The organism is Mycetocola sp. Y791, assembly GCF_059445325.1.
The window spans coordinates 1-23,898 of the sequence record NZ_JCAIUC010000001.1 but is presented as its reverse complement, the minus strand read 5'-3'; the positions used below and the strand labels follow the sequence as shown (position 1 = coordinate 23,898).

22 protein-coding genes and 1 rRNA gene are annotated in these 23,898 nt (G+C 64.7%); 12 read left to right on the top strand and 11 right to left on the bottom strand.

The annotated features are described in order from the left end of the window. Positions 1-7 precede the first annotated feature (7 nt). From gdhA to pheA, 4 genes are all read right to left on the bottom strand, one after another. Positions 8-1,333 (bottom strand): NADP-specific glutamate dehydrogenase, encoded by a 1,326-nt coding sequence (gene gdhA / locus AC1C2N_RS00115; protein WP_495433061.1) that lies wholly within the window; start codon positions 1,331-1,333, stop codon positions 8-10. Between the two features lie 176 nt (positions 1,334-1,509). Further along, entirely contained in the window at positions 1,510-1,965 is a 456-nt protein-coding gene (locus tag AC1C2N_RS00110) for a hypothetical protein (protein WP_483405009.1), read from the bottom strand. Between the two features lie 7 nt (positions 1,966-1,972). After that, entirely contained in the window at positions 1,973-2,518 is a 546-nt protein-coding gene (locus AC1C2N_RS00105; protein WP_483405008.1) for a hypothetical protein, read from the bottom strand. A gap of 36 nt (positions 2,519-2,554) precedes the next feature. Beyond that, positions 2,555-3,538, bottom strand: coding sequence for a prephenate dehydratase (pheA, locus tag AC1C2N_RS00100; protein ID WP_483405007.1), 984 nt, complete (start codon positions 3,536-3,538; stop codon positions 2,555-2,557). A 180-nt stretch (positions 3,539-3,718) separates the two neighbouring features. Between pheA and AC1C2N_RS00095 the strand changes: the two genes are divergently transcribed. Continuing rightward, positions 3,719-5,113, top strand: a complete 1,395-nt coding sequence (locus tag AC1C2N_RS00095) for an alpha/beta hydrolase (protein WP_483405006.1) — start codon at positions 3,719-3,721, stop codon at positions 5,111-5,113. Between the two features lie 32 nt (positions 5,114-5,145). Then, positions 5,146-6,765, top strand: coding sequence for a phosphoglucomutase (alpha-D-glucose-1,6-bisphosphate-dependent) (gene pgm / locus AC1C2N_RS00090; protein WP_483405005.1), 1,620 nt, complete (start codon positions 5,146-5,148; stop codon positions 6,763-6,765). Between the two features lie 85 nt (positions 6,766-6,850). Here the strand turns inward: pgm and AC1C2N_RS00085 are convergent, their stop codons facing one another. Then, positions 6,851-7,525: an SGNH/GDSL hydrolase family protein gene (locus AC1C2N_RS00085; RefSeq protein ID WP_495432417.1), complete on the bottom strand. Its 675-nt coding sequence runs from the start codon at positions 7,523-7,525 to the stop codon at positions 6,851-6,853. Between the two features lie 25 nt (positions 7,526-7,550). After that, positions 7,551-8,471: an amidase domain-containing protein gene (locus AC1C2N_RS00080; protein ID WP_495432416.1), complete on the bottom strand. Its 921-nt coding sequence runs from the start codon at positions 8,469-8,471 to the stop codon at positions 7,551-7,553. A 220-nt stretch (positions 8,472-8,691) separates the two neighbouring features. Here AC1C2N_RS00080 and AC1C2N_RS00075 point away from each other — a divergent pair, with 220 nt between their 5' ends. The 7 genes from AC1C2N_RS00075 (at position 8,692) to sufU (ending at position 16,518) form a co-directional block, all read left to right on the top strand. Next, on the top strand, positions 8,692-10,008 hold the full coding sequence (locus AC1C2N_RS00075; RefSeq protein ID WP_495432415.1) for an ABC transporter substrate-binding protein: 1,317 nt from the start codon (positions 8,692-8,694) through the stop codon (positions 10,006-10,008). A gap of 60 nt (positions 10,009-10,068) precedes the next feature. Beyond that, entirely contained in the window at positions 10,069-11,220 is a 1,152-nt protein-coding gene (locus AC1C2N_RS00070) for a carbohydrate ABC transporter permease (RefSeq protein ID WP_483405001.1), read from the top strand. Beyond that, positions 11,217-12,113 (top strand): carbohydrate ABC transporter permease, encoded by an 897-nt coding sequence (locus tag AC1C2N_RS00065; protein ID WP_108389933.1) that lies wholly within the window; start codon positions 11,217-11,219, stop codon positions 12,111-12,113. The genes AC1C2N_RS00070 and AC1C2N_RS00065 overlap by 4 nt, the downstream gene beginning before the upstream one ends. Further along, the gene (locus tag AC1C2N_RS00060) at positions 12,113-13,519 is read left to right on the top strand and encodes a GH1 family beta-glucosidase (protein WP_495432414.1); all 1,407 of its coding nucleotides are present in this window, start codon (positions 12,113-12,115) and stop codon (positions 13,517-13,519) included. The genes AC1C2N_RS00065 and AC1C2N_RS00060 overlap by 1 nt, the downstream gene beginning before the upstream one ends. 27 nt (positions 13,520-13,546) lie before the next feature. Continuing rightward, complete coding sequence (locus tag AC1C2N_RS00055) at positions 13,547-14,590, top strand: LacI family DNA-binding transcriptional regulator (protein ID WP_495432413.1); 1,044 nt, start codon at positions 13,547-13,549, stop codon at positions 14,588-14,590. A 174-nt stretch (positions 14,591-14,764) separates the two neighbouring features. Beyond that, complete coding sequence (locus tag AC1C2N_RS00050; RefSeq protein WP_495432412.1) at positions 14,765-16,075, top strand: cysteine desulfurase; 1,311 nt, start codon at positions 14,765-14,767, stop codon at positions 16,073-16,075. Continuing rightward, positions 16,075-16,518, top strand: a complete 444-nt coding sequence (gene sufU / locus AC1C2N_RS00045; RefSeq protein WP_495432411.1) for a Fe-S cluster assembly sulfur transfer protein SufU — start codon at positions 16,075-16,077, stop codon at positions 16,516-16,518. The genes AC1C2N_RS00050 and sufU overlap by 1 nt, the downstream gene beginning before the upstream one ends. A 22-nt stretch (positions 16,519-16,540) precedes the next feature. Here the strand turns inward: sufU and AC1C2N_RS00040 are convergent, their stop codons facing one another. The 3 genes from AC1C2N_RS00040 to lplAB all read right to left on the bottom strand — a co-directional run bounded on the left by AC1C2N_RS00040 (position 16,541) and on the right by lplAB (position 19,457). Continuing rightward, positions 16,541-17,467, bottom strand: a complete 927-nt coding sequence (locus AC1C2N_RS00040) for an LLM class F420-dependent oxidoreductase (RefSeq protein ID WP_495432410.1) — start codon at positions 17,465-17,467, stop codon at positions 16,541-16,543. Next, positions 17,464-18,309 (bottom strand): DNA-methyltransferase, encoded by an 846-nt coding sequence (locus AC1C2N_RS00035; protein ID WP_495433059.1) that lies wholly within the window; start codon positions 18,307-18,309, stop codon positions 17,464-17,466. Before AC1C2N_RS00035 ends, AC1C2N_RS00040 begins: the two co-directional genes overlap by 4 nt. Before the next feature lie 98 nt (positions 18,310-18,407). Then, entirely contained in the window at positions 18,408-19,457 is a 1,050-nt protein-coding gene (gene lplAB, locus AC1C2N_RS00030; RefSeq protein ID WP_495432409.1) for a lipoate-protein ligase LplAB, read from the bottom strand. 72 nt (positions 19,458-19,529) lie between these two features. On the opposite strand from lplAB, the gene AC1C2N_RS00025 reads away from it, so the two are divergent. Continuing rightward, positions 19,530-20,153 carry a histidine phosphatase family protein gene (locus AC1C2N_RS00025; protein ID WP_495432408.1) on the top strand — a complete coding sequence of 208 codons (624 nt, stop codon included), beginning with the start codon at positions 19,530-19,532 and terminating at the stop codon, positions 20,151-20,153. Here the strand turns inward: AC1C2N_RS00025 and AC1C2N_RS00020 are convergent. Then, positions 20,147-21,037 (bottom strand): alpha/beta hydrolase, encoded by an 891-nt coding sequence (locus AC1C2N_RS00020; protein ID WP_495432407.1) that lies wholly within the window; start codon positions 21,035-21,037, stop codon positions 20,147-20,149. The genes AC1C2N_RS00025 and AC1C2N_RS00020 overlap by 7 nt on opposite strands. A 96-nt stretch (positions 21,038-21,133) precedes the next feature. Between AC1C2N_RS00020 and AC1C2N_RS00015 the strand changes: the two genes are divergently transcribed. Both AC1C2N_RS00015 and AC1C2N_RS00010 read left to right on the top strand, forming a co-directional pair. Next, positions 21,134-21,559 carry a MarR family winged helix-turn-helix transcriptional regulator gene (locus AC1C2N_RS00015; RefSeq protein WP_483404992.1) on the top strand — a complete coding sequence of 142 codons (426 nt, stop codon included), beginning with the start codon at positions 21,134-21,136 and terminating at the stop codon, positions 21,557-21,559. Positions 21,560-21,564: 5 nt separating this feature from the next. Continuing rightward, the gene (locus AC1C2N_RS00010) at positions 21,565-22,983 is read left to right on the top strand and encodes an MFS transporter (RefSeq protein WP_495432406.1); all 1,419 of its coding nucleotides are present in this window, start codon (positions 21,565-21,567) and stop codon (positions 22,981-22,983) included. 627 nt (positions 22,984-23,610) lie between these two features. On the opposite strand, the gene rrf is transcribed toward AC1C2N_RS00010, so the two are convergent. Continuing rightward, a 5S ribosomal RNA gene (gene rrf, locus AC1C2N_RS00005) occupies positions 23,611-23,727 on the bottom strand. Positions 23,728-23,898: the final 171 nt, after the last annotated feature.

Below are 23,898 nucleotides of genomic sequence, written 5' to 3'. Positions count from 1 at the left end.
TCCGCCGCTAGATGACGCCCTGCGCGAGCATCGCGTCAGCGACCTTCACGAACGCCGCCGTGTTGGCGCCGACGACATAGTCGCCCGGGCGACCGTAACGGTCGGCAGCCTCGAAGGCCGCAGCGTGAACCCCGCGCATGATGTTGTGCAGGCGGTCCTCGCTGTCGCTGAAGTTCCAGCGCTGACGCGATGCGTTCTGGCTCATCTCGAGTGCGCTCGTGGCCACGCCGCCGGCGTTTGCCGCCTTACCGGGACCGAACAGCACACCGGCCTGCTGGAAGGCGTGCACGGCGTCTGGCAGGCACGGCATGTTTGCGCCCTCCGCGACAGCCTCGACGCCGTTGGCGATGAGCGCCTCGGCGTCTCGCAACGAGAGCTCGTTCTGCGTGGCGCACGGCAGGGCGATCTGGCAAGGCACATCCCACACGCTTCCACCCGAAATGAACCGTGCACTCGTGCGCCGCTCGGCGTACTCGGCGATGCGCAGCCGCTCGACTTCCTTGATCTGCTTGAGCAGGTCAACGTCGATTCCGGCCTCGTCCACGATGTAACCGGAAGAGTCGGATGCCGTGATCGCACGTCCGCCGAGCTGCTGCACTTTCTCGATGGCGTAGATCGCGACGTTGCCGGAGCCGGACACGACGGCGGTCTTGCCCTCGATGGATTCACCCCTGGTCGCGAGCATCTCCTCGGTGAAGAACACCGCGCCGTAGCCCGTGGCCTCCGTACGGACTTCGGCGCCGCCCCATCCGGTGCCCTTCCCGGTGAACATGCCGGACTCGTGGCGGTTGGTGATCTTGCGGTACTGGCCGAAGAGGTAGCCGATCTCGCGGCCGCCGACGCCGATGTCACCGGCCGGCACATCGGTGTGCTCGCCGAGGTGGCGGTAGAGCTCGTTCATGAAGCTCTGACAGAACCGCATGATTTCGGCGTCGCTCTTGCCCTGCGGGTTGAAGTCGCTTCCGCCCTTGGCACCGCCGATCCCCTGCGCGGTGAGCGCGTTCTTGAAGATCTGCTCGAAACCGAGGAATTTGATGATCGACAAGTTCACCGTCGGGTGGAACCGGAGACCGCCCTTGTACGGACCGAGCGCTGAGTTGAATTGCACCCGGAAACCCCGGTTGACCTGCACGCGATTCTGGTCGTCGGTCCACGGCACGCGGAACATGACCTGACGCTCGGGCTCGACGATCCGCTGGAGGATTCCCGCCTCGAGGAACTCGGGGTGATCGTCAAGCGCTGGCGCTATCGACTCGAGCACCTCGTGCATGGCCTGGTGGAATTCCGGCTCCCCTGCGTTGCGGGCGACGGCGGTCTCATACACCTCGGAAATGGCTTCTGAACTGGGTGAGGTTTGGAACAAGGGGAGAACTTTCTGATCAGGAAAACGGGCAACACCGCCCGGGCGACGCACGGCAGCCAGATTCCGGATGAGGAGGGGTGCGACGCGCGAGAAAGGTCGTTGTTCGACCGAGAACAGTTTGATCGCGCCGGGCGCGCCAGTCAATTTCACCGCTCAGCATCGGGCTGCGGTCGCCACCTGTCCGCTCGCTCGAAGAGCGCGACGACGAGCAACGCGATCCCGGCGATCACCGGGATCGCGGCAGGAGCGGCGTGCCAGCTCCCGTCGAAGACTGAGACCATCGACGATGACGACTGCATGATCGAGACCTCACGACCCTCGATTCCCGCCTCCGTCACCGTCACGTCGAACGTGGGCGTGCCAGAGCCAGACACCAGACTCTGAATGAGCGATGACACCACAAATGACCCGACCATCGCGTCCGCATCCTCGCCGAAAAATTCACGCTCTTCCGCGGTCAGCGAGATAACCCGCTCAGCAGCGTCCAGCCTTGACTGCGCGTCGCCAAGCAGCAGGCCAAGGCCGCTGATCACCAGCAGGGCTCCCGCGCCGGCGATCCAGCGGGCCCGATGACGTCGACGACGGTGCCGAACGGATGCCATGAGCGAGCTATCCGTCCAGCTCGCCGTCCGAACCGCTGGTTTTGTGTCTCACGGGCGTCCACCTGGTCGCCAGGAAGAAAACAACGCCGATCACGGTCAGGACTCCGGCGATACACAGGAGCGGGGCAATGCCCCACGCGACCTGGACCCAAATCCAGTCCAAGCGCGCTTCTTCAGTGGTTTGTCCCCCGCCGATCTGCCCGGAGTACATCTGGGTGACCGCCCAGCGATAGAGCGCCAGCCCTGCGATCGTCATCGCGGCCCCGATGACGGCGAGGCTGATCAGGTAGGGGTTTCGCCACGGGCGCGGTTCAGCGGGTGGGGCCACGTCCTCGGCATCGCCCGCAGCATCCGTGCCGCCGGAAAGCAACGTTTCGATCCGGTCCGGCCCGTCGGCTGGCCGAACAACCAGGTCGGGAACCGGGGCAACGGGCATCGGCGCTACCCGGGCTGGGGCCTGCGGCGACTCACCGGCCCGATCGCGTCGGCTGGGCTCGTAGCCACGCTGGAACTCCGGACTGTACCTGGGGTCGAACCCGCCTTCGTCGCTCATCCGATGCTCCTTCGCGCGGAATGCCTGACTCGGATTCTAGCCAGCGAACGAAGCCGCCGCCGCGGTTCCGTCGGACTCACCGGCGAGAAGTTCCCGCAACCATTCGCGTGCGTCGACGAAGACCTCGTCCGAGTACTTCTCATCGAAGACGATCGGGGACTTGTCCGCACGAGGGTACGAACCGAGGAACATGACACCGGGACTGAACCGCCTGACGCCGAGAAGAGCATCCGCAACCCGCTCGTCGCTGATGTGACCGTCGGCGTCGATGATGAATCGGTACCTGCCCAGCTCATCGCCGATCGGCCTCGATTCGATGAGGCTCATGTTTACACCGCGCGTCGAAAACTGCTGCAGCAGCTCGAGCAGGGCACCGGCACGGTCGACGGGAAGCTCGGCGACGAGGCTTGTCTTGTCTGCCCCGGTTGCGTCGGGAATCCGGGTTGTCCTGCTCACGTGGAGGAACCGCGTGACGGCGTTCGGGTTGTCACCGATCGCCTCGGCGAGCACGTCGACGTCGTACGAGTCCACGATTCCTGGCGGCGCAATGGCGGCGTCTGCCAGTTCGGTTTCGAACAGGGCGGATGCTGCGGCCACGTTGCTCGTGGCGGGAATGTGCCCGTGATCAGGGAGCGTTGCGTCCATCCACTGGTGACACTGCGCGTAAGCAACCGGGTGCGCATTGACAACCCTGACATCCTCGAGCCGCGTTCCGCGTCGGGCGACGAGGACGAAATTCACCGACACGAGGTACTCGCCGACGATGCGGAGCCCCGGCATTGTTGCGAGGGCGTCCTGGGCGACGGAAACACCACCCTCGATGGAGTTCTCGATGGCGATGACCGCTCCATCGCTTCGCCCGGCGATGACATCTCCGAGCGCTTCACCAACATTGTTGACCGACCGCCAGTTCTGGCCGACCGCCTCAGGCACCTGCGCGAGGGCGGCTTCGGTAAACGTTCCGCGGGGCCCCAGGTAGCTGTACGTGCGGAGCGAAACCGGGTCGCGGGTCTGTGCCATAGAATCGAGCCTACCGGCCAGTCTCTCCACCAACGGTGGAGTATCGGTGAAACGCCCCGAATGTGGGACTGTGCACGGCCTGCACGAATCGATATGCTTTCGACGCTGGCTACGCGCGCGTACCAGGGGGAGCGACATTCCGGTCGTTGTGCGGGGAGTAGTCGGTTGTATTCGTTGAGGGTGGTCGCATCCGCGGTCAACAGTGGTAAGTCGGCGCTTCGTGGCGCGTCCCGACTGTCCCGCCTCGGTGGTGCGACAACGGCACTCGCGCTGCTCATCACCGGCCCGGGGCTCGCCAGCCAGGTTCACCATTCGTTCACCGGTCAGGATGCCAGGTCACAGGCATCCGACTCCCCGTCCATGAGCGTCATCGGCTCCCTGTCCGGCCTCGGTTTCGCCACCGAGTTCTCCGGCGATCTCGACGCCGCCGTCGGTGCACTGCAGGCGCTCAAGCCGCGCCAGGTCGCAGCGCTCTGGACCGACCTGCCCGACGACTTCCGGAACCGCCTGGTCGAGGATCGGCCGGACGCCATCGGCAACCTCGGCGGGGTTTCGTATGTCGACCGCAGCAGCGCAAACGTGGCGCGGCTCGCCGATCTAAAAGACCAGGCGGAAGCGGACCTGCGGCTCGCGCTTGGGCACAGCCTTTCTTCGGGCGACGCCGAGAGCGCTCACAGCACCATGGAGGCGACCGACAGGCTGCGCGGCGTCGATCTCCTCGTTCAACGATTCGGGTCCGGGGCCGATCTGTCCGACTCGGTGCCGCACTACCTCATCGAGCTCGATGGAACGGTGGCCGGCCCCCCGCTCGCTGCCGTTGCGGTCGGAGATCTCGACAGTGCGAAGTTCGCGAGCTTCTTCGTGCCGGGCATGGACTCGAGCGTGCTCCAGCTGTCGGACTACCTGCGTGGCGTCGAACGGATGCAGGAGGCATCGGCCGACAGCGCCGCCGTGCTCTGGCTCGGTTACGCGAGCCCGGGACCCGTCGACACGGTTTCGACCGAACACGCCGAGGCGGGGTCTGTGCGGCTCGCCGCCGCCCTCGCCGGGTATGACGCCGTGCGGGACGAAGCCGACCCGCTTGCCGAGGTGACGGTCATCGGCCACTCCTACGGCTCGACGACCGCGGCCCTCGCTCTCGCTACGGGCAACTACGGGGTGAATTCGTTCGTCATCATCGGTTCCGCCGGCGTTCCTGCCGGGTTGACGATCACCGACCTCCACGTGCAGCCCGAACGGGTGTACGTCTCCCAGGCACGCGAGGACGCGCTCGCTGACACCGGGCGGTTCTGGTCAGGCCGAGCCAATCCAGCAGAACCGGGATGGGGCGCTCAGTTCTTCGGCAGCGACGGCACAACGCTCGCAGACGGAACCATCCTGGCAGCGGTGAAAGCGCACGACGCGGTTGGAGCATCCCACCACTTCGACCATGACAAGTACCTCGGCGACGGCACAGAGAGCCTCTACGACATCCGGAAGATCATCACCGGGGAGCGCCACGGCATCACGCCTGGCTCGGGAACTCTTGCGGCCGATACCACCCTCCTCGCCGAGGGCTCCGGCGCAAGGCCCTGACGAGCAGGGGGCGCTGATGCCACAATGGGCTCATGAATGAGCGAGCAGGCACCCCAGCAGCTGAATCCGATCTCGTCGACGTCACGGCGCTTCTCGAGGCGTACTTCGAGCTGCAGCCCGACGTGTCGATTCCGGAGCAACGCGTGGTCTTCGGAACCAGCGGGCACAGGGGGTCATCCCTCAACACGGCCTTCAACGAGCATCACATCGCCGCGACCACACAGGCGATCGTCGAATACCGGGCAGACCAGGGCATCACCGGTCCGCTGTTCATCGGGTCAGACACCCACGCGCTGAGCCACCCTGCGCAGACCACGGCACTCAAGGTGCTTGTGGGCAACGACGTGCGCGTCCTGGTCGACGAGTTCGACGACTTCGTCCCAACCCCGTCGCTCAGCCACGCGATCCTCAAGTACAACAACTCCGGCGCCGAGGAACAGGCGGACGGCATCGTCGTCACGCCGAGCCACAACCCTCCGGCAGACGGCGGCTTCAAGTACAACCCGCCGCACGGCGGGCCAGCCGACAGCGATGCGACGAGCTGGATCGCCAACCGTGCGAACGAAATCATCGCGAACGGAATGATCGATGTCCAGATGGCCGAACCGAGCGCCGTCGAAACCTACGACTTCCGCACAAACTACGTCGATGACCTCGCGACGATCATCAACATGGACGCGATTCGTGAGTCCGGAATCAAGATCGGCGCCGATCCGCTCGGCGGGGCGAGCGTGAGCTACTGGCAGGCGATCGCAGACAAGTACAACCTCAACCTCACAGTGGTGAACCCGCACGTCGACCCGACTTGGCGGTTCATGACTCTCGACTGGGACGGCAAGATCCGGATGGATCCGTCGAGTTCGTTCGCGATGGCATCCGTCCTTGCGCACAAGGATGAGTACGACATCCTCACCGGCAATGACGCGGATGCCGACAGGCACGGCATCGTGACGCCGGACGGCGGGCTGATGAACCCGAACCACTTCCTCGCGGTCGCCATCGACTACCTCTACCGCAACCGTTCCGGCTGGGATCAGGGCGCGAAGATCGGCAAGACCCTGGTCTCCAGCTCCATCATCGACCGGGTGGCCGACTCGCTCGGCCGCACCCTGTGGGAGGTGCCGGTCGGGTTCAAGTGGTTTGTCCCAGGACTCATCGACGGCTCTGTCGGCTTCGGCGGCGAGGAGAGTGCTGGCGCGAGCTTCCTGCGGATGGACGGCACCGTGTGGACCACAGACAAGGACGGCATCCTGCTGTGCCTGCTCGCAGCGGAGATCCTCGCGGTGACCGGCAAGACCCCATCGGAGCTGTACCGGGAACTCACCGACAAGTACGGCGACCCGGTGTACGAGCGCGTCGATGCCGCTGCCACGAAAGCCCAGAAAGCGGCACTCGGCAAGCTGGATGGAGCGGCGATCACGGCGACCGAGCTGGCCGGCGATCCCATCGTCGCGAAGCTCAGCACAGCGCCAGGCAACGGCGCGCCCGTTGGCGGGGTGAAGGTCGTGACCGAGAACGCCTGGTTCGCCGCGAGGCCGAGCGGGACCGAAGATGTCTACAAGATCTACGCTGAGTCGTTCCGGGGTGCCGAGCACCTGAAGCAGGTCCAGGCCGAGGCGAAGCTCATCGTCGACGCGGCGCTCGGCGGATAGCTCCTACCCCGAGAGCATCAGTTGCGGTCGAGAACACCCGGCGCAACTGATGCTTTGGGCCGGAACTGATGCTCTCGGCAACTGACTACAGACCGAGTGCGGTCAGTTCCTCGTCCATGCGCTCGGCGATCTCGGCGTATCCCGCGTCGTTGGGGTGGATGCCGTCGGCCGACATCCATTCCGGGTGGCCTTCCAGCCACCGCGAGGCTCCCTCGATGTAGTCCGCGTCGACGGCGGTGGCGGCATCCCGCACCCAGCCGATGATGGCGTCGACCGTTTCGGGCCTCTCATCGGTGTACCAGAACGGCTCGACGACCACGAGGCGGGCGTCGGGAAGCTCCTCGGCGAAGGTTTCCAGGTCGTCCCCGATGGCCTGCCTGAGGCCGTCGGCCGCACTCGGCGGAGCAAAGTTGTCGTTGAGCCCCATCGTGACGATGACGATGTCGGGTTTCTCATCGACGATGAGCCCGACGAGGTCGTCGGCCAGAGCGTCGCGATTGTTCACGAAGCCAAGCCCGCTCACGCTGGGGTTGAACTCGGTCCAGTTCCGGTCGGCAGCGATAAGTGTCGACCATCGGAGTGACGGATCGCTGGCGCCCACCCCTTGCGTGTACGAATCGCCGTAAAAGGCAGCCACCGGCTGATCGGGATCCGGGGACCGCTGCCCTGGACCTGCCGCAGAACACGCGACGAGCCCTGCTCCAACGCCCAGAAGCGCGAGCGCGAGGAGGACGTGAGGCGTCCGGTTCGTGCGGTGCATGCGCGGTCCGATCCAGAGGGGGCGGTTAGGCGGGAATACTCCAGAACCACGCGGTTCCGCCCGGGTGCTCGACGGTGATGGTGGTGTCGAGGTCCCTGTAGTCGAAGTCCTTGTTGTGGCCGACGAGCTGAATCACGGTCTTATCCCCCTCGACGAACACCTTCGACACGATCATCACGTGGTCCGGAGTGTCGTTGAGGTTCCAGTCGAACATGGCAACGTCGCCGACCTTGACCTTGTCGCGCTCATCGAGGGACAGCCGGGTGGCCTCGGGCGCGTCGGAACTAGCGAACCAGTCGTTCATGGCGGGCACATACCCCCAGGCCGGCGTCCAGTCGGCACCGGCCCGCTTGTTGTGCCAGGCATCCGTCTGCTCCCAGCCGCGTTCGATCAGCGTCTGGCTGACGAAGTTGGCACAGTCACCGCCGACCGGGTTGAGGTTGCCCCACTCGGCCTCGTTGTACGTGCTCCAGTGAGTCATCGCGTATGACATCTGGGCGTCGATGCCGGTCTCCACCGCATACGTCAGCGGCACGGGTGATCCGATCGGCGTCTCCCCGTCGAGAACGACGACATCAGCGGCAACAGGCTGGAAGTTGACGGCCGCGGGAGCCACGAAACTCAGCGACGTGTCATCCTTCACCGTCACATCCGAGGCGGGAACTCCTCCCACCGTCACGGCCGTTGCGCTCTTGAGGCCGGTGCCGGAGACGGAAACCGTCGTGCCGCCAGTGACCGATCCGGTCGCCGGCTCCACTGCGCTCACCTGGCTGACCACGTCGGGGGTCGCGGAGACAGACGGTTGCGGGCGATCTCCCGTTGCTCCGGTTGAGCCCGCCTCTGTTGCGCATCCGGCAACGACAGTTCCCATCGCCACGATGCCCGCCAGCACCGCGATGCGGCGCTTCCTGACGCGGGGGCTGACGGACTGGAACGGGTTTTGCACGAAAAATCCTTTGGTTGAGAGCTGATTCCCATGGTAATCGACGCGGTCGAAAGAAGACCGTGACACTCCCCCGTACGTCGGCCGACCGTGCTCCCGAAAGAAAGGCTTGACACGTGCGCGCAGGGTCGCGTAGCTTGTCCACTAATCCGTGAGAGCGCTCTCAGCACTGCAAATGAGAGCGCTCTCAGATGCACCAGTCCACACACACAAAGGAGTGATCGTGAACCTCTCACGCCGCACCAGGCTCGCGTCCGGCATCGCCGGCGCCGCAGCCTTTGCACTCATCGCCACCGGCTGCGCCTCAGGAGGCGCCGACTCCGCTGACGGCAAGATCGAACTGTCCATCACCACGTTCGGCACCTTCGGGTACGACGAGCTCTACAAGGAGTACGAGAAAGCCAACCCGAACATCACGATCAAGGCCGACAACATCGACACCGGCGGAAACGCCCGCACGGACGCCTTCACCAAGATCTCCGCCGGTTCCGGCCTCACCGACATTGTCGCGATCGAGGAAGGCTGGCTCGGACAGATCATGGGGGTCTCCGACCAGTTCGTCGACCTCAACGAGTACGGCGCAGCCGACATCAAGGACAACTGGGTGCCCTGGAAGTTCGATCAGGGCACAGACCCCGATGGCCGTGTCATCGGCTACGGCACCGACATCGGCCCGCAGGGTCTCTGCTACAACGGCAAGCTCTTCGAAGCCGCCGGACTGCCGAGCGACCGTGAAGCCGTCGCGGAACTCTTCGGAGGCGACGAAGCGACCTGGGAACGGTACTTCGAACTCGGTGAGCAGTACAAGGCTGCAACCGGCAAAGCCTGGTACGACCACTCGGGCTTCGTCTGGAACTCCATGGTGAACCAGATGGATGAGGGTTACTACACCAGGGACGGTGACCTCAACATCGAGGACAACGCCGAAATGCGCGAGCGTTTCGACCAGCTCGCTGCCGGCACGGCGAACGGCCTCTCGGCCAACCAGACCGCGTGGGACTGGGGCAAGGGCAAGGCATTCGTTGATGGCTCCTTCGCCACGTTCGTCTGCCCGGGCTGGATGCTCGGCACCATCAAGGGATCACTCGAGTCCGGTGGCGGCGACGCCTCGACCGGCTGGGACTTCGCCGACGTCTTCCCCGGCGGAGCGTCCAACTGGGGCGGCGCCTTCCTCTCGGTCCCAACCTCATCGGAACACCCCAAGGAAGCGGCGGCCCTCGCCGAATGGCTGACCGCACCCGAGCAGCAGGTGAAGCAGTCCGCAGCAGCCGGTAACTTCCCCAGCACCATCGAGGCCCAGAAGAAGCTCGCAGAAGAGGCCACTCCGAACGAGCTGTTCAACAACGCCCCGACCGGAGCGATCCTCGCGTCACGCGCCGAGGGAGTTGAAGCCCAGTTCAAGGGACCTGACGACTCGCTCATCCAGGAGAACGTCTTCGGCCCCGCACTGAAGTTGCTCGACACGGGCAAGACCACGAGCGCCGACGAGGCATGGGATGAAGCCATCTCGCTCCTCAACGACCTGGTAGTCAACAACTAGCAAGCACCCGACCAAGAGGCCCCCGGATCCGTCCGGGGGCCTCCACCTGGACGCGAGAACATGACAAGCACACTGAACCGGCCGCCGGTCGAGAGTCCATCTCCCCGCGCGTCGCGCACCCCCAAGAAGGCGCCCATGTCGATGAAGCACCGGTTGAGTGCCCTCGATGTGAAGGCCTCCCCCTACCTGTACGTCGCCCCCTTCTTCATCCTCTTCGCCATCGTCGGTCTCTTCCCTCTGGTCTATACGTTCGTTGTATCGCTGTACGACTGGCACCTGCTCAAGGGGCAGGGCGAGTTCGTGGGGCTGGGAAACTTCACGGCGGTCCTCGGAGACCGTTTCTTCTGGAACTCGCTGTTCAACACGGTGAGCATCTTCTTCCTCTCCTCGATTCCGCAGCTCACCGCCGCCGTCATCATCGCCGCGGTGCTGGATCAGAACCTGCGGGGTAAGACGTTCTGGCGGATGAGCGTGCTCCTGCCGTACGTCGTCACTCCGGTCGCCGTCGCCATGATCTTCTCGAACGTCTTCGGCGAGGAATACGGACTGATCAACAACATCCTCGAGAGCTTCGGCATTGACCCGATCATGTGGCGCAACGAGACGCTGCCAAGCCACATCGCAATAGCGACGATGGTCAACTGGCGGTGGACGGGATACAACGCGTTGATCCTGCTCGCAGCGATGCAGTCGGTACCCCGCGACATCCACGAATCTGCCGCTCTCGACGGCGCCGGGGCTCTCCGCCGGTTCTTCAGCATCACCCTTCCCTCCATTCGCCCGACGATGATCTTCGTCATCATCACGGCGACAATCGGCGGCCTGCAGATCTTCACGGAACCCCGCCTCTTCGACCCGGTCACCGCCGGCGGATCACAGCGGCAGTTCCAGACCACGGTGCTCTACCTCTGGGAAATGGCCTTCTTCCGCCAGAACTTCGGCAAGGCCTCGGCCATTGCCTGGCTGCTGTTCCTGCTCATCGTGATCTTCGGCCTGATCAACTTCCTCCTGTCCCGCAGCATCGCGACGGCAGAGGGTAGAGGTGCGAAAGCACGAGCACAGCGCCGGCTGCTCAAGGTCCGCCAGCGCGAAGCGCGGGACGCCGTGAAGCGCGGCGCTGCGACCTCGGTCGTGGCGGAGACGCTCCCCGCGCCTGGCCCCGCCAATCCGACAGACCCACCAGCACCGACAGAAGAGAGGGGTAACCGATGAGCGCGAACACCCTCACCCGCCAGACGGAGACTCCTCCGAGCCTGCCAACGCGACGCAAAGCGAAGTTCTTCGGAATCGACAAGCGTCCCGGGTGGCTGACCTACACCCTGCTCGGGGTGTTCTTCCTCTCCTCGGCCTACCCCCTGTGGTGGTCGTTCGTCATGGGCACTCGGAGCAACGCCGCGTTCGGCTCGACCTGGCCCCCGCTCCTGCCAGGAGGAAACTTCTGGAAGAACGTCGGTGAGGTCTTCGACACGGTGCCGTTCTGGCTCGCGCTCGGCAACAGCGTGCTCATCTCGAGCATCATCACGGTGTCCGTCGTCACCTTCTCGACGCTCGCCGGTTATGCGTTCGCCAAACTCCGTTTCAAGGGCCGCGATGGCTTGATGCTCTTCGTCATCGCGACGATGGCGATTCCCACCCAGCTCGGCATCATCCCCCTGTTCATGGTGATGAGGACGCTCGGCTGGACCGGAGAGATCGGTGCGGTGATCATCCCGACCCTCGTCACGGCGTTCGGCGTCTTCTTCATGCGCCAGTATCTGGTGGACGTGATCCCGGATGAACTCATCGAAGCGGCCCGCATGGATGGCGCGAGCATGATCTCGACCTTCTGGCACGTCGCCGTCCCCGCGGCCAGGCCTGCAATGGCGATCCTTGGCCTGTTCACCTTCATGACGGCGTGGACCGACTTCCTCTGGCCGCTCCTCGTCCTCAACGCGAGCAACCCCACACTGCAGACGGCACTCAGCCAGCTACAGTCGGCGCGGTACGTCGATTACTCGATAGTGCTCGCTGGGGCCATTATGGCTACAGTCCCATTGCTCATCCTCTTTATCGTGGCGGGCAAACAACTCATTTCAGGCATCATGCAAGGAGCAGTGAAAGGTTAATGGCACTCAACTTTCCCCCCACCTTTATCTGGGGGTCGGCAACAGCTGCGGCCCAGGTCGAAGGGGCAGGCCACGAGGACGGCAAGGAAGACTCGATCTGGGATGCTTTCGCTCGCGTTCCGGGAGCGATCGCCGGTGGCGATGACCTCGAGGTCGCCGTCGACCACTACCACCGCTATGCCGGTGACGTCGCAATCATGAAAAAGCTCGGCCTCGACTCGTACAGGTTCTCCACCAGCTGGGCGCGCGTTGTGCCGGGCGACCGCGAGCCGAACCAGGCCGGCCTCGACTTCTACTCCAGGCTCGTCGATGAACTGCTCGGCGCCGGCATCCTGCCCTGGCTGACCCTCTACCACTGGGACCTGCCGCAGGCCCTCGAAGAAAAGGGCGGATGGGCAAACCGCGACACAGCCGAGCGCTTCGCCGACTACGCCGAGACCGTCTATGGCACCCTGGGCGACCGGGTGAAGAACTGGACGACGTTCAACGAGCCGTTCTGCTCCTCCCTGCTCGGGTACGCCTCGGGCGTGCACGCACCCGGCCGACAGAACCCGACGGACGCCGTTTCAGCGATTCACCACCAGCACCTGGCCCACGGTCTCGCCGTGAACCGGCTGCGTGAACTCGGTGCAGAGCAGATCGGCATCACGCTCAACCTGTCGAACGCGATCCCCCTCGACGCCAACGACCCGGTCGATGTCGAAGCAGCTCGCCGGTTCGACGTACTCCAGAACCGGGTGTTCCTCGACCCCATCGTCACCGGCGCATACGCCGATGACACGCTCAACGACCTCGAGCAGTTCGGTCTTCGCGACATCATCCAGCCGGGCGACATGGAGATCATCGGAACGAAGATCGACTTCCTCGGCGTCAACCACTACCACGACGATCAGGTCTCGGGCCACCCGGACGATTCAGGAACAGACGGTCACTCCGGCGCGACCGAGCGCGACATCAAGTCGTGCTGGATCGGCTCCGAGTACATCACGTTCCCGAGCCGCGGCCTGCCGCGTACGGCCATGAACTGGGAGGTGAACCCCTCCGGGCTGCACAAGCTGCTGGTTCGGCTGGGCCGCGAATACCCGAACATGCCACCGCTCTTCGTCACCGAGAACGGCTCGGCATACCAGGACGTTCTCGAGGGCGGGCGCGTGCACGACACCGAGCGTACGCAATACATCGTTGACCACGTGCAGGCCGTGTCGGACGCCATCGCCGACGGCGCGGATGTTCGCGGGTACTTCGTCTGGTCCCTCCTCGACAACTTCGAGTGGTCATGGGGATACGACAAGCGATTCGGGATCGTCCGCGTCGATTATGCAAGCCAGGAGCGGACGATCAAGGACTCGGGACTGGCCTACGCAGAGATGATCGCTACTGCCAAGACGGCGGAGCTCGCGCACTAGAGTAGGACGACCGAGGGGGTGACGCGGATGACAACGCAAGACATCGAACCGACACGCGCGCCGGCATCCGCCGGGCAGTCACCGACGCTCGAAATGGTTGCCGCCCGCGCCGGGGTGTCGCGCGCGACGGTGTCACGCGTCGTCAACTCATCCCCCAAGGTGACAGCGGAGGTGGTCGCGCTCGTCCAGAACGCGATTGCCGAGCTCAATTACGTGCCGAACCGGGCCGCGAGGTCGCTGGCCAGTCGAAAGACCCAGGTCATCGCCCTCGTGGTTCCGGAGTCGGCCGCGAAGGTCTTCGACGACCCGTTCTTTGCATCGGTGGTTCAGGGCGTTGCGCTGTACCTCGCCGACACCGACTACACGCTCAACCTGCTGATCGCGTCGGAGACCAAGTCAGACAAGACGAGACGCTACCTTCTCGGCGGAAACGTCGATGGCGCCCTCGTGGTTTCGCACCACTCAGGTGACCACTCGTACACCCGCCTTGGGCAGCAGTTGCCGATCGTTTTCGGTGGCCGGCCGATCAACCCCGAGACCGCGGAGGGGCACTACGTCGACGTCGACAACGTCGCCGGTGCCCGTGTCGCCACCCAACGGCTCATCGATCGGGGATGTCGCTCGATCGCGACGATCGCCGGTCCGCAGGACATGCCGCCCGGCATCGACCGGCTTGCCGGGTGGCGCGAGGCTCTCACCTCCGCCGGCCTTGATGACTCGCTCATCGAGTACGGCGACTACTCGCCGGATGACGGCGCCGAAGCGATGCGACGGCTGCTCGCACGGGGCGTGCCGATCGACGGGCTCTTCTCATTCAGCGACCAGCTCGCCGCAGGAGCGTACTCGGTGATCCGCGAGGCAGGGCTGACGATCCCCGGCGATATCGCGGTCGTCGGTTATGACGACGACCGCTACGCAAGCACCATCGACCCGCCGCTCACGACGGTAAACCAGGCGCCTGCCGCGATGGGAGCAAAGATGGCGGAAATCGTCGTGCGACTGATCGACGGCGAAAACATCGACACCGCGACGACCATGCCGACGAAGCTCGTCGTGCGCGACTCCGCCTGACGGGTACCGCCAGCACCCAGCGGGATCACGTCTCTCGTGCTGTGGCTGTTCCGAGCGCGGGGGAGCACAATAGAAGGAATAGCCCGGCGCCGTTTGCGCTTGACCGAAAGAGGCCTCGAGGCACCGCGTTGCCTCGCCTCTTTCGTAATCCGACCCCAAGATCGTGAGTTCCGCATGTCCCACCCTCTCGCAGCGACGACGGAGCTCACCGGCTCTCTGACCGACGATGAGGTGCTCGTTCTCCGCCGCGATTTCCCCGCGCTGAACCAGAAGGTCAACGGCAACGACCTCGTCTACCTCGACTCGGGGGCCACCTCACAGAAGCCGGCGAGCGTGCTCGACGCCGAACGCTCCTTCTACGAGCACGACAACTCAGCGGTGCACCGCGGTGCGCACACCCTCGCCGCGAACGCCACCGAGCTGTTCGAGAACGCCCGTGCCACAGTCGCCCGCTTCGTCGGCGCGCGCGATAACGAAATCATCTGGACCTCCAACGCGACGGAGGGCATCAACCTCCTCGCCTACGCTTTCTCCAACGCCAGCCTCGGTCGTGGCGGTGCGGATGCCGCGCGCTTTGTTCTGAAGGCCGGCGACCAAATCCTGACCACAGAGGGTGAACACCACGCCAACCTCGTGCCGTGGCAGGAACTCGCCGCCCGCACCGGTGCCACGCTGCGCTACATCCCGGTGAACGATGACGGCACACTCAGGATGGAGGAGGCGGAGCGCCTGATCACCGACCGCACGAAGATCGTCACGTTCACCCACGTCTCCAACGTCACCGGCGTGATCAACCCGGTCGACGCCCTGGTCCGGCTGGCGCACACCGTCGGCGCGCTGGTCGTACTCGACGCCTGCCAGTCCGCGCCGCATCGCGCTCTCGATCTTGCCGCTCTCGACGTGGACTTCGCCGTGTTCTCCGGACACAAGATGCTCGCTCCGACGGGGATCGGTGTGCTTTACGGCCGGGCAGAGTTGCTCGATGCGATGCCACCGTTCCTCACCGGCGGATCGATGATCACGACGGTGACCATGGAGGCATCCGGTTACCTGCCCGCTCCCCAGCGGTTCGAGGCAGGCACGCAGAAAGTCTCACAGGCCATCGCACTCGCCGCCGCCGCCGACTACCTCACGGCGGTGGGCATGGACCGGATCGAGCGGTGGGAATCATCCCTCGGAGCACGACTCGTCGAGGGGTTCAGCGCGCTGCCCGGCGTTCGCGTGCTCGGGCCCGCCGCCGGCGTACACCGCGCCGGCCTCGCGAGCGTTGACGTCGAAGGGGTCCACGCCCACGACGTCGGCCAGTTCCTCGATGACCGCGGCATCGCCGTTCGGGTCGGGCACCACTGCGCCCAGCCGCTGCACCGCCGGTTCGGTGTTACAGCGTCAACCCGTGCGAGCGCGTATCTCTACAACACGACCGCCGATGTCGACGCGGCCATCGACGCCATGGCATCCGTCCGCGCATTCTTCGGAGTGAAGTAATGGCATCCGGAGATCTGGCCGGGATGTACCAGCAGGTCATTCTCGAGCACTCGCGCGAGAAGCACGGCTTCGGCCTGGAGCCAGAAGCGGATGCCTCGAGCCACCAGTTGAACCCCACCTGCGGTGACGAACTGACGATGCAGCTTCACCTCGACGGCGACGTGGTTCGTTCGCTCAGCTGGGAGGGTGCCGGCTGCTCCATCTCAATGGCATCGGCCTCGCTGCTGCACGACCTGGCGCCGGGGCTCACCGTCGATGAGATGCGATCACGGATCGAGCTGTTCCGTGAACTCATGCACTCGAAGGGCGCTGGAGTGGACGACGATGAGCCGCTCGGCGACGCCGTCGTGCTCGAGGGCGTCTCCAAGTACATGGCGCGAGTCAAGTGCGCCATGCTCGCGTGGGTTGCCCTCGAGGCCGACCTCGCCCAGCTCCAGAACTAGAACCGGGCGAGGTACTCAGGGCTTACGCGAAGTGCGGCGTGACCTCGGCGGCGATCAGCTCGAGGTGATCGAGGTCCGACAGATCGAGAATCTGCAGGTACACGGTTTCGACGCCGTCGTCCTGCAGCGCGCCGAGCCGGTCGATGACCTCGGACGGGGTTCCGGCCAGGCCGTTCTCGCGCAGCTCACCGGTCTCCCGGCCGATTGCGGCAGCCCGCCTCGCGTACCCTGCCTCGTCTGACGCGACGGCGGCGACAAACGCCGCGGAGTAGGTGAGCTCGTCGGGGTCCCGTTCGATGGCTTCGCAGGCCCCGCGAACACCGGCAAACGTGGCGGCGATCTTGTCGAATGGCACAAACGGCGCGTTGAACTCTGTAGCGAATCGAGCGGCCATCGCCGGGGTGCGCTTGGGCCCTCCACCGCCGACGATCACGGGCACGCGGTCCTGCACGGGTTTCGGCAGGGCCGGCGAGTTCTCGAGTGAGTAGTGCTCGCCGCTGAACGAATAGCTCTCGCCGACCGGCGTGCCGAACAGCCCCGTCACGATCTCGAGTTGCTCCTCGAGCATGCCGAACCGCTTCGGCGGGAAGGGTATTCCGTACGCAGCATGCTCTTCCTTGTACCAGCCCGTTCCGAGGCCGAGCTCGACCCTGCCGCCTGACATCTGGTCGACCTGGGCCACCTGGATGGCGAGGATGCCCGGCGGTCGGTACGTCACGCTCGACACGAGGGTGCCGAGGCGAATCCGCGAGGTCTCGCGAGCCAGTCCGGCGAGAGTGGTCCAGGCGTCGGTGGGTCCGGGAAGCCCCGAAAAGTGGTCGCCCATCTTCAGGTAGTGGTCGCTGCGGAAGTACGCGTCGAAACCGAGGCGCTCAGCGGCCTGTGCCACCGCGAGCTGGTCGTCGTAGGTTGCTCCCTGTTGCGGTTCGGTGAAAATCCTGAACTTCACAAATCGCCTTTCTTGTCGTTGAGTGTGCGCCAGTCGACGTCAGCGGCCGCGAGCCGGGCTCGCATGACGGCGATCGCTTCGGGGTTCTGGTCGATCATGATGAAGCGCCGGCCCAGGGTCGACGCAACCGCACCCGTCGTGCCGCTGCCGGCGAAGAAGTCGAGGACGACGTCGCCTTCCCTGCTGGATGCCTGGATGATGCGGCGCAGTATCCCGACGGGCTTTTGGGTCGGATACCCGGTCTTCTCCCTGCCGGTGGGCGAGACGATCGTGTGCCACCAAACGTCAGTGGGGAGCTTGCCGCGCTCCACCTTCTCTGGCGTGACGAGTCCTGGAGCCATGTACGGTTCGCGATCGACGGCATCCGAGTTGAAATAGTACGCTTTCGGATTCTTCACGTAGACGAGGATCGTGTCGTGTTTCGTCGGCCACTTGCTCTTGGACTTGGCTCCGTAGTCGTAAGCCCAGATCAGCTCGTTGAGGAAACAGTCGCGGCCGAAGATGGCGTCGAGCAGCACCTTTGCGTAGTGCGCCTCACGATAGTCGAGGTGCAGGTACAGGGTGCCGTCGTCGGCGAGCAGTCGCCATGCCTCGAGGAGCCTTGGCTCGAGGAAGGTCCAGTAGTCGTCGAACGTGTCGTCGTAACGGCGCAGTTCTCCGCGGATGCGTTCGTAGCTCTTGCCCTTGAACCCCGTGCTGCCACCGTTCTCCACGCGAACGCTCGAGGTCACGTGGCGCTGTTGCTCCCGCCCTGTGTTGAATGGCGGGTCGATGTAGACGAGGGTGACGGATGCGTCAGGCAGGGTGGGCAGGATCTGGAGGTTGTCGCCCTCGATGACCATGTTCGCCACTGGAGCGGGGTCGTTCACGACGGACGGGTCGTTCACGAGGCACGGGTCGTTCACGACGGAGACGTCAGCCGTCTCGTCGGCGGTCACGGTCACGGCACCCGATTCAGCCACGCGTCAGTGGCGAACTTGGACTCGACGAGAGCCTCGGCCTCGGCATATTCCTCGGGCGTTATGTCGCCGGGAACCGCGTCGGTGAGACTGACGAAGGTGGCCTTCATGCGCTCGATGATCTCGGCGCGGCTGAGTCCGGTCTGGCTGCGCAGCGGGTCGACCCGCTTCGCGGCCGACTTCGTGCCCTTGTCGCTGAGCTTCTCGCGCCCGATGCGGAGCACCTTCGCCATGAGTTCACCGTCCATGTCGTAGCTCATGGTGACGTGGTGGAGTACAGCTCCGTTGCCGAGTCGCTTCTGGGCGGCCCCGCCGATCTTGCCGCTCGGGCTCGTGATGTCATTCAGCGGCTGGTATGTCGCCTCGATGCCGAGGGAGCGGAGTGCGCTGAGCACCCAGTCGTCGAGATAGGCATAACTGTCCGCGAACGTCATCCCCTTGACCAGTTCCGCAGGCACGTAGAGCGAGTATGTGATGATCTGGCCCTTGCCCATGAGCATCGCGCCGCCGCCGGAGATGCGACGAACCACGTCGAATCCGTTGGCCCTGGCCTGTTCCAGGTCGACCTCGTTCCTGACCGACTGGAAGCTGCCAAGAACAACGGCCGACTCCTCCCACTCCCAGATCCGGAGTGTCGGGCCGCGGCGCCCGGCGCCAACCTCGGCGGTGAGCACCTCGTCCAGGGCGAGGTGCATCCGTGGCGAAACCGGTTTCGAGTGGATCAGCTCCCACGGGAAGTCACGCCAATCTGCGGCCCCGGAGAGTGAGCGGCGAATCGCTGTCGCTACGGCTTCAGGACTGAAGCCGAGGAGCGTCGCCCCTTCCGGAAGGCCGCGGCGGATCGCGGATGCCAGCGCCGTGGCATCCGTCTCGACCGGAAGGCCGTTGACGGCCCTGTTAATGTCTTCGAGAGCACTGTCCGGCTCGAGAAAGAAGTCGCCGGCGAGACGGAAATTGGCGATCCGGCCCTCGTCGACATCGAGGTCGACAACGACGAGCTTGCCGCCGGGAACCTTGTACTCACCATGCATGTGTCCAGCCTAGCCGTGGCAGGCGCACGAGGAGAGGGCGCCGAATCGCGCACCGTGGGTGACAATGGGGCTATGACTACTCTGTTTTTGGCCCGCCACGGCGAGACGGTCTGGCATGCTGACCACCGATACGCCGGCACCGCCGATGTGCAGCTCAACGAAAACGGGTTGCGCGAGGCCGAGACCCTCGCGGACTGGGCGAAGGATGCCCGCCTCGACGCGATTTACTCGTCGCCGCTGAGCCGCGCGATCCTCACGGCCGAGCCGAGCGCCCGGGTTACCGGACAGATCGTCGAGACAGACCCGGATCTCCTCGAGGTCGGGTTCGGCGTCGGCGAGGGACGCACGCTCGACGAGTTGCGACCGACGTATGCCACGGAGGTGGACGCTTTCGTTGCCAGGCCCGCCGAGGCGGTGCTGCCGGGCGGCGAGCAGGGCCTTCACGGCATCACCCGGTACCTTCGCGCGTTCGACCGGATCGAGGCCGCGTTCCCCCAGGGCCGCGTGCTCGTCAGCTGCCACGGCACGGCGCTCCGGCTGACACTGTGTTCACTGATGGGGATCGACCCGAACCGCTACCGCGAGCTCATGCCTGTCGTTCAGAATGGCGCGGTCACCACGCTCGAATACACAGCGGGGAAGGCGCGGCTCTATGCGTTCAACGTCCCCGCGAGCGCTGCTGCCCACCGCTACTGAGGTCCGGACAAGACGTCAGCGGTGTGCGCGTTGAGCCAGCCCACGAGGTCTGCAATGATCTCGTCCCGGTTCGTCTCGTTGTAGATCTCGTGCCTGGCACCCTGGTAGATCTTCAGCGTGACGTCGCTGAGTTTCGCCCGTTTGACGTACGCGTCGCGCAACAGGGTCAGTCCCCGCGTGCCGCCGAGGGGATCATCCGAACCGCCCTGGATCAGCATCGGGATGTCACGGGGCATCTTTTTCGGCGGGAGTCCGACAAGTACAAAAAAGGCCTGCGCCGGCGTCCACACCGGGGTCACGGCAATGTCGAAGTTGAACTCGTCGGCAGAGAACCCCTCCCACACGGACTCGTCCCGACTGAGCCACTCCAGCCCGGTCGCCGTCGGTGATTTCCACCTGCGGTTGTAGTTGCCGGCTCCGACGACGCCAGGGATGGCGAGCGACGATCCGGAGAGAACAACAGCGTCGTAAACGCTCGCACGATTGATGATCTTTTGCGCCATCATCGAGCCCCAGCTGTGCGCGAGCAGCACCAGGGGCAACTCTGAGTGCTCATCCCGAATCCGCTCGCCGACGAACTGTGCGGTGTCGATTGCGGCTCGTATGTTGCGATCGCCGAGTTTGCCCATTCCGAGGTGATGAATTCCGGTCTGGCCGTGTCCCCGCTGATCGTGAGCGATGACTGTGTAGCCGGCCGCGTTGAGTTCCCTGGCGAGCGGCGCATAGCGGCGGGCGTGCTCACCCACTCCATGGCTCAGGTGAATGACGCCCTTCGGATTCGGTACTGACCAGGTGTAGTAGTAAATGGTGACGCCGTCGGCGTCGACCAGCGTCCTTGACTCGGGCGCCGTGGCATCCGTTCGCGTTTTATCCTCATCGGTCATTTCCATACTGTAACCGTCGCGAACCGCACCAGGGGGTTATTAGCAGTACTAACGAGGTCTTTACCTTGGCTAACTACTTTGCTATCATGGACTCTCGTGGCAAAAACTATCGCTGAGCAGGCCTCCGACCTGCGAATGGCAACCTTCCGACTGGCGCGTCGACTTCGCGCCGAACGTGCAGAGAACGAGCTGAGCGACGGGCAACTGTCTGTTCTCTTCGGCTTGCGCGCGGCGGGCACCCACACCCTCGGCGAGCTGGCCGAACGTGAGCACGTGTCTGCGCCGTCGATGAACCGCACGGTGAATTGCCTCGAAGAGTCGGGCTACCTGACGAGGGTTCCCGACGCCACCGATAAACGTAAAGCCAACATCCAATTGACGGATGCCGGCGTCGCGATCGTCAAAGCAACAGTCACCAAGAGGGATGCCTGGCTTAACCACCAGATGCGCGCCCTCGATCCCGCCGACAGAGAAACCCTGGCCAAGGCCGCAGACCTGATGAGGAGACTCGCCACCCAGTGAGTGCAATGTTCCGATCGCTTTCGAGCTATAACTACCGCCTGTGGTTCATTGGCGCCCTCGTGTCCAACATCGGTGCGTGGATGCAGTCCACCACCCAGAGCTGGGTCGTTCTCACGGTACTGACCGACAACGACGCCGTGGCCGTCGGAATCACCATGGCACTCCAGTTCGGCCCGCAGCTCCTGCTCGTGCCCATCACCGGGCTCATCGCTGACCGGTTCGACCGGCGCAAGATCCTCATGATCACGCAGAGCGCACTGATGATGCTCGGTGTTGCTCTCGGGCTCTTACTCATCCTCGGTCACGCCGAGCTCTGGCACCTCTACGTCTTCGCACTCCTCCTCGGCATCGTGAACGCCGTCGACGGGCCCGCGCGCCAGACCTTCGTCTCCGACCTCGTCGACGAGCACAACATGTCGAACGCCGTCGCCCTCAACTCCGCGTCATTCAATGCCGCGCGCATGATCGGCCCCGCCCTCGCCGGTCTCCTTATCGTCGTGATCGGCTCCGGCTGGGTGTTCATCGTCAACGGCGCCACGTTCCTCGCTGTGCTCTTCGCGCTCTACAAGCTGCGCTCGAGCCAGCTGCGCGCCCGCCCGCGCGCACCGCGCCAGCGGGGACAGCTCGTCGAGGGCTTCCGCTACGTTCTGAGCCGACCCGACCTCGGCGTCATCTTCGTCATCGTGTTCATCATGGGTGCGTTCGGCATGAACTTCCCGATCTTCGCGTCAACGATGGCGGTCGAGCTCGGCGGCGGCGCCGGCGACTACGGTTTGCTGTCGTCGATCCTCGCTATCGGCTCGCTCACCGGGGCGCTGCTCGCCGCGCGCCGCGACCGCGCCCGGATGCGTGTCATCATCGCCGCCGTCGGGTTGTTCTCGGTCGCCGCGTTTACGGCATCCGTCATGCCCACGTTCTGGACCTTCGCGTTCGCCCTCATCCTCATCGGCTTCGCGACGGTCACCATGCTGACGACGGCAAACGCATTCGTACAGACCACGACGAATGCCGCGGTGCGCGGCCGCGTGATGGCGCTGTACATGGCGGTCCTGATGGGTGGCACTCCGCTCGGAGCCCCGATCGTCGGCGGCATCGCCAACGCGTGGGGTCCTCGATGGGCACTTGCCGCAGCCGGAGTTGCGGCGCTGATCGCCTGCACGTTCGCGCTGACCTGGGCGGTGGCGGCACGGCAGCTGAGGTTGCGCGTGCACCCCGACTCTCGCTGGCGCCTCGTCGTCACGCACGCCGGTCGCCCACTCCCCGTGTCGTCGATCGTGCCAGAGGACTTCTCCGAGGAGGTCGCCCTCACGTCGCCGATCTCGCTGCCCGATCTCGCACGAGGAGCACGCCGTGATGCGAAGCGCCCGGCTGACACGAGCGTGCCCGCAGAAAGCCACGCACCCGCGCCAACCCATTCGCGCTAACTCGGCGTCAGCCTGTAACCCGGGTCGGCGGCGTCCGACGCGAGTCGCTTCCTGATCGACTGATTGCCTCGTCGGCTGAACGGCGGGGCCCAAACGGCCCATCGGCAGATCGGGACACGCGGCAGGGCCCGCGCTCCCCGGCCAGTAATGGCGAGCGTTCGATCGTTAGAGCACCCTTTTCTGTCGGACCAGCGCGCGAACGACCGTTTCTGGCCGAGCGCGGAACGCCGCATTGGCGCCCGCAGCCGGGCCGACCGAAACCACGCGCGGCAGAGTCCACGTCGCGGAGCGTCCAGCTCACGCGCAGCGTCGCCAGAAACGGCGCGACTTCTCTCGAACGAGCAACCGCTTGTAGCCGAGGCACCGGTGTACAGCCGTTGGTGGCCGAGCATTGGGGCGGGGGCGACTGGGATGCGGCGCCGCGGATGCCGCGACCGCGCGTTAACGAAGAAAAGCCACCCGGCTGGGTGGCTTGGTTGTCGAGAGCTGCGGGGGTGCGGGGTGCGCCTGGCGTCTTGCTGGTGCCGCTGTTGTGGTGCTGCGGTGCCGTGGGTTAAAGACGGTGCGGTAAAGATGGTGGGTTAAAGACGAAGAGCCCACCCCGAGGGGTGGGCTCTTCTAAGTTAAGTCCGGCGGTGTCCTACTCTCCCACAGGGTCCCCCCTGCAGTACCATCGGCGCAAAGAGTCTTAGCTTCCGGGTTCGGAATGTGACCGGGCGTTTCCCTCTTGCTATGGCCGCCGAAACATCTTGTGACGTTAGTCAAAAGTTGAATCGAACAAACATGTTTGCTTGTTCGGTTCTCGACCGTACATCGAGAACCACATAGTGGACGCTACGCATCGTGAATTTTATCGATCACGAAATTCGATTTACCTCAAAACTCATGCTCCACCACAAGGGTGGGATGATTGGT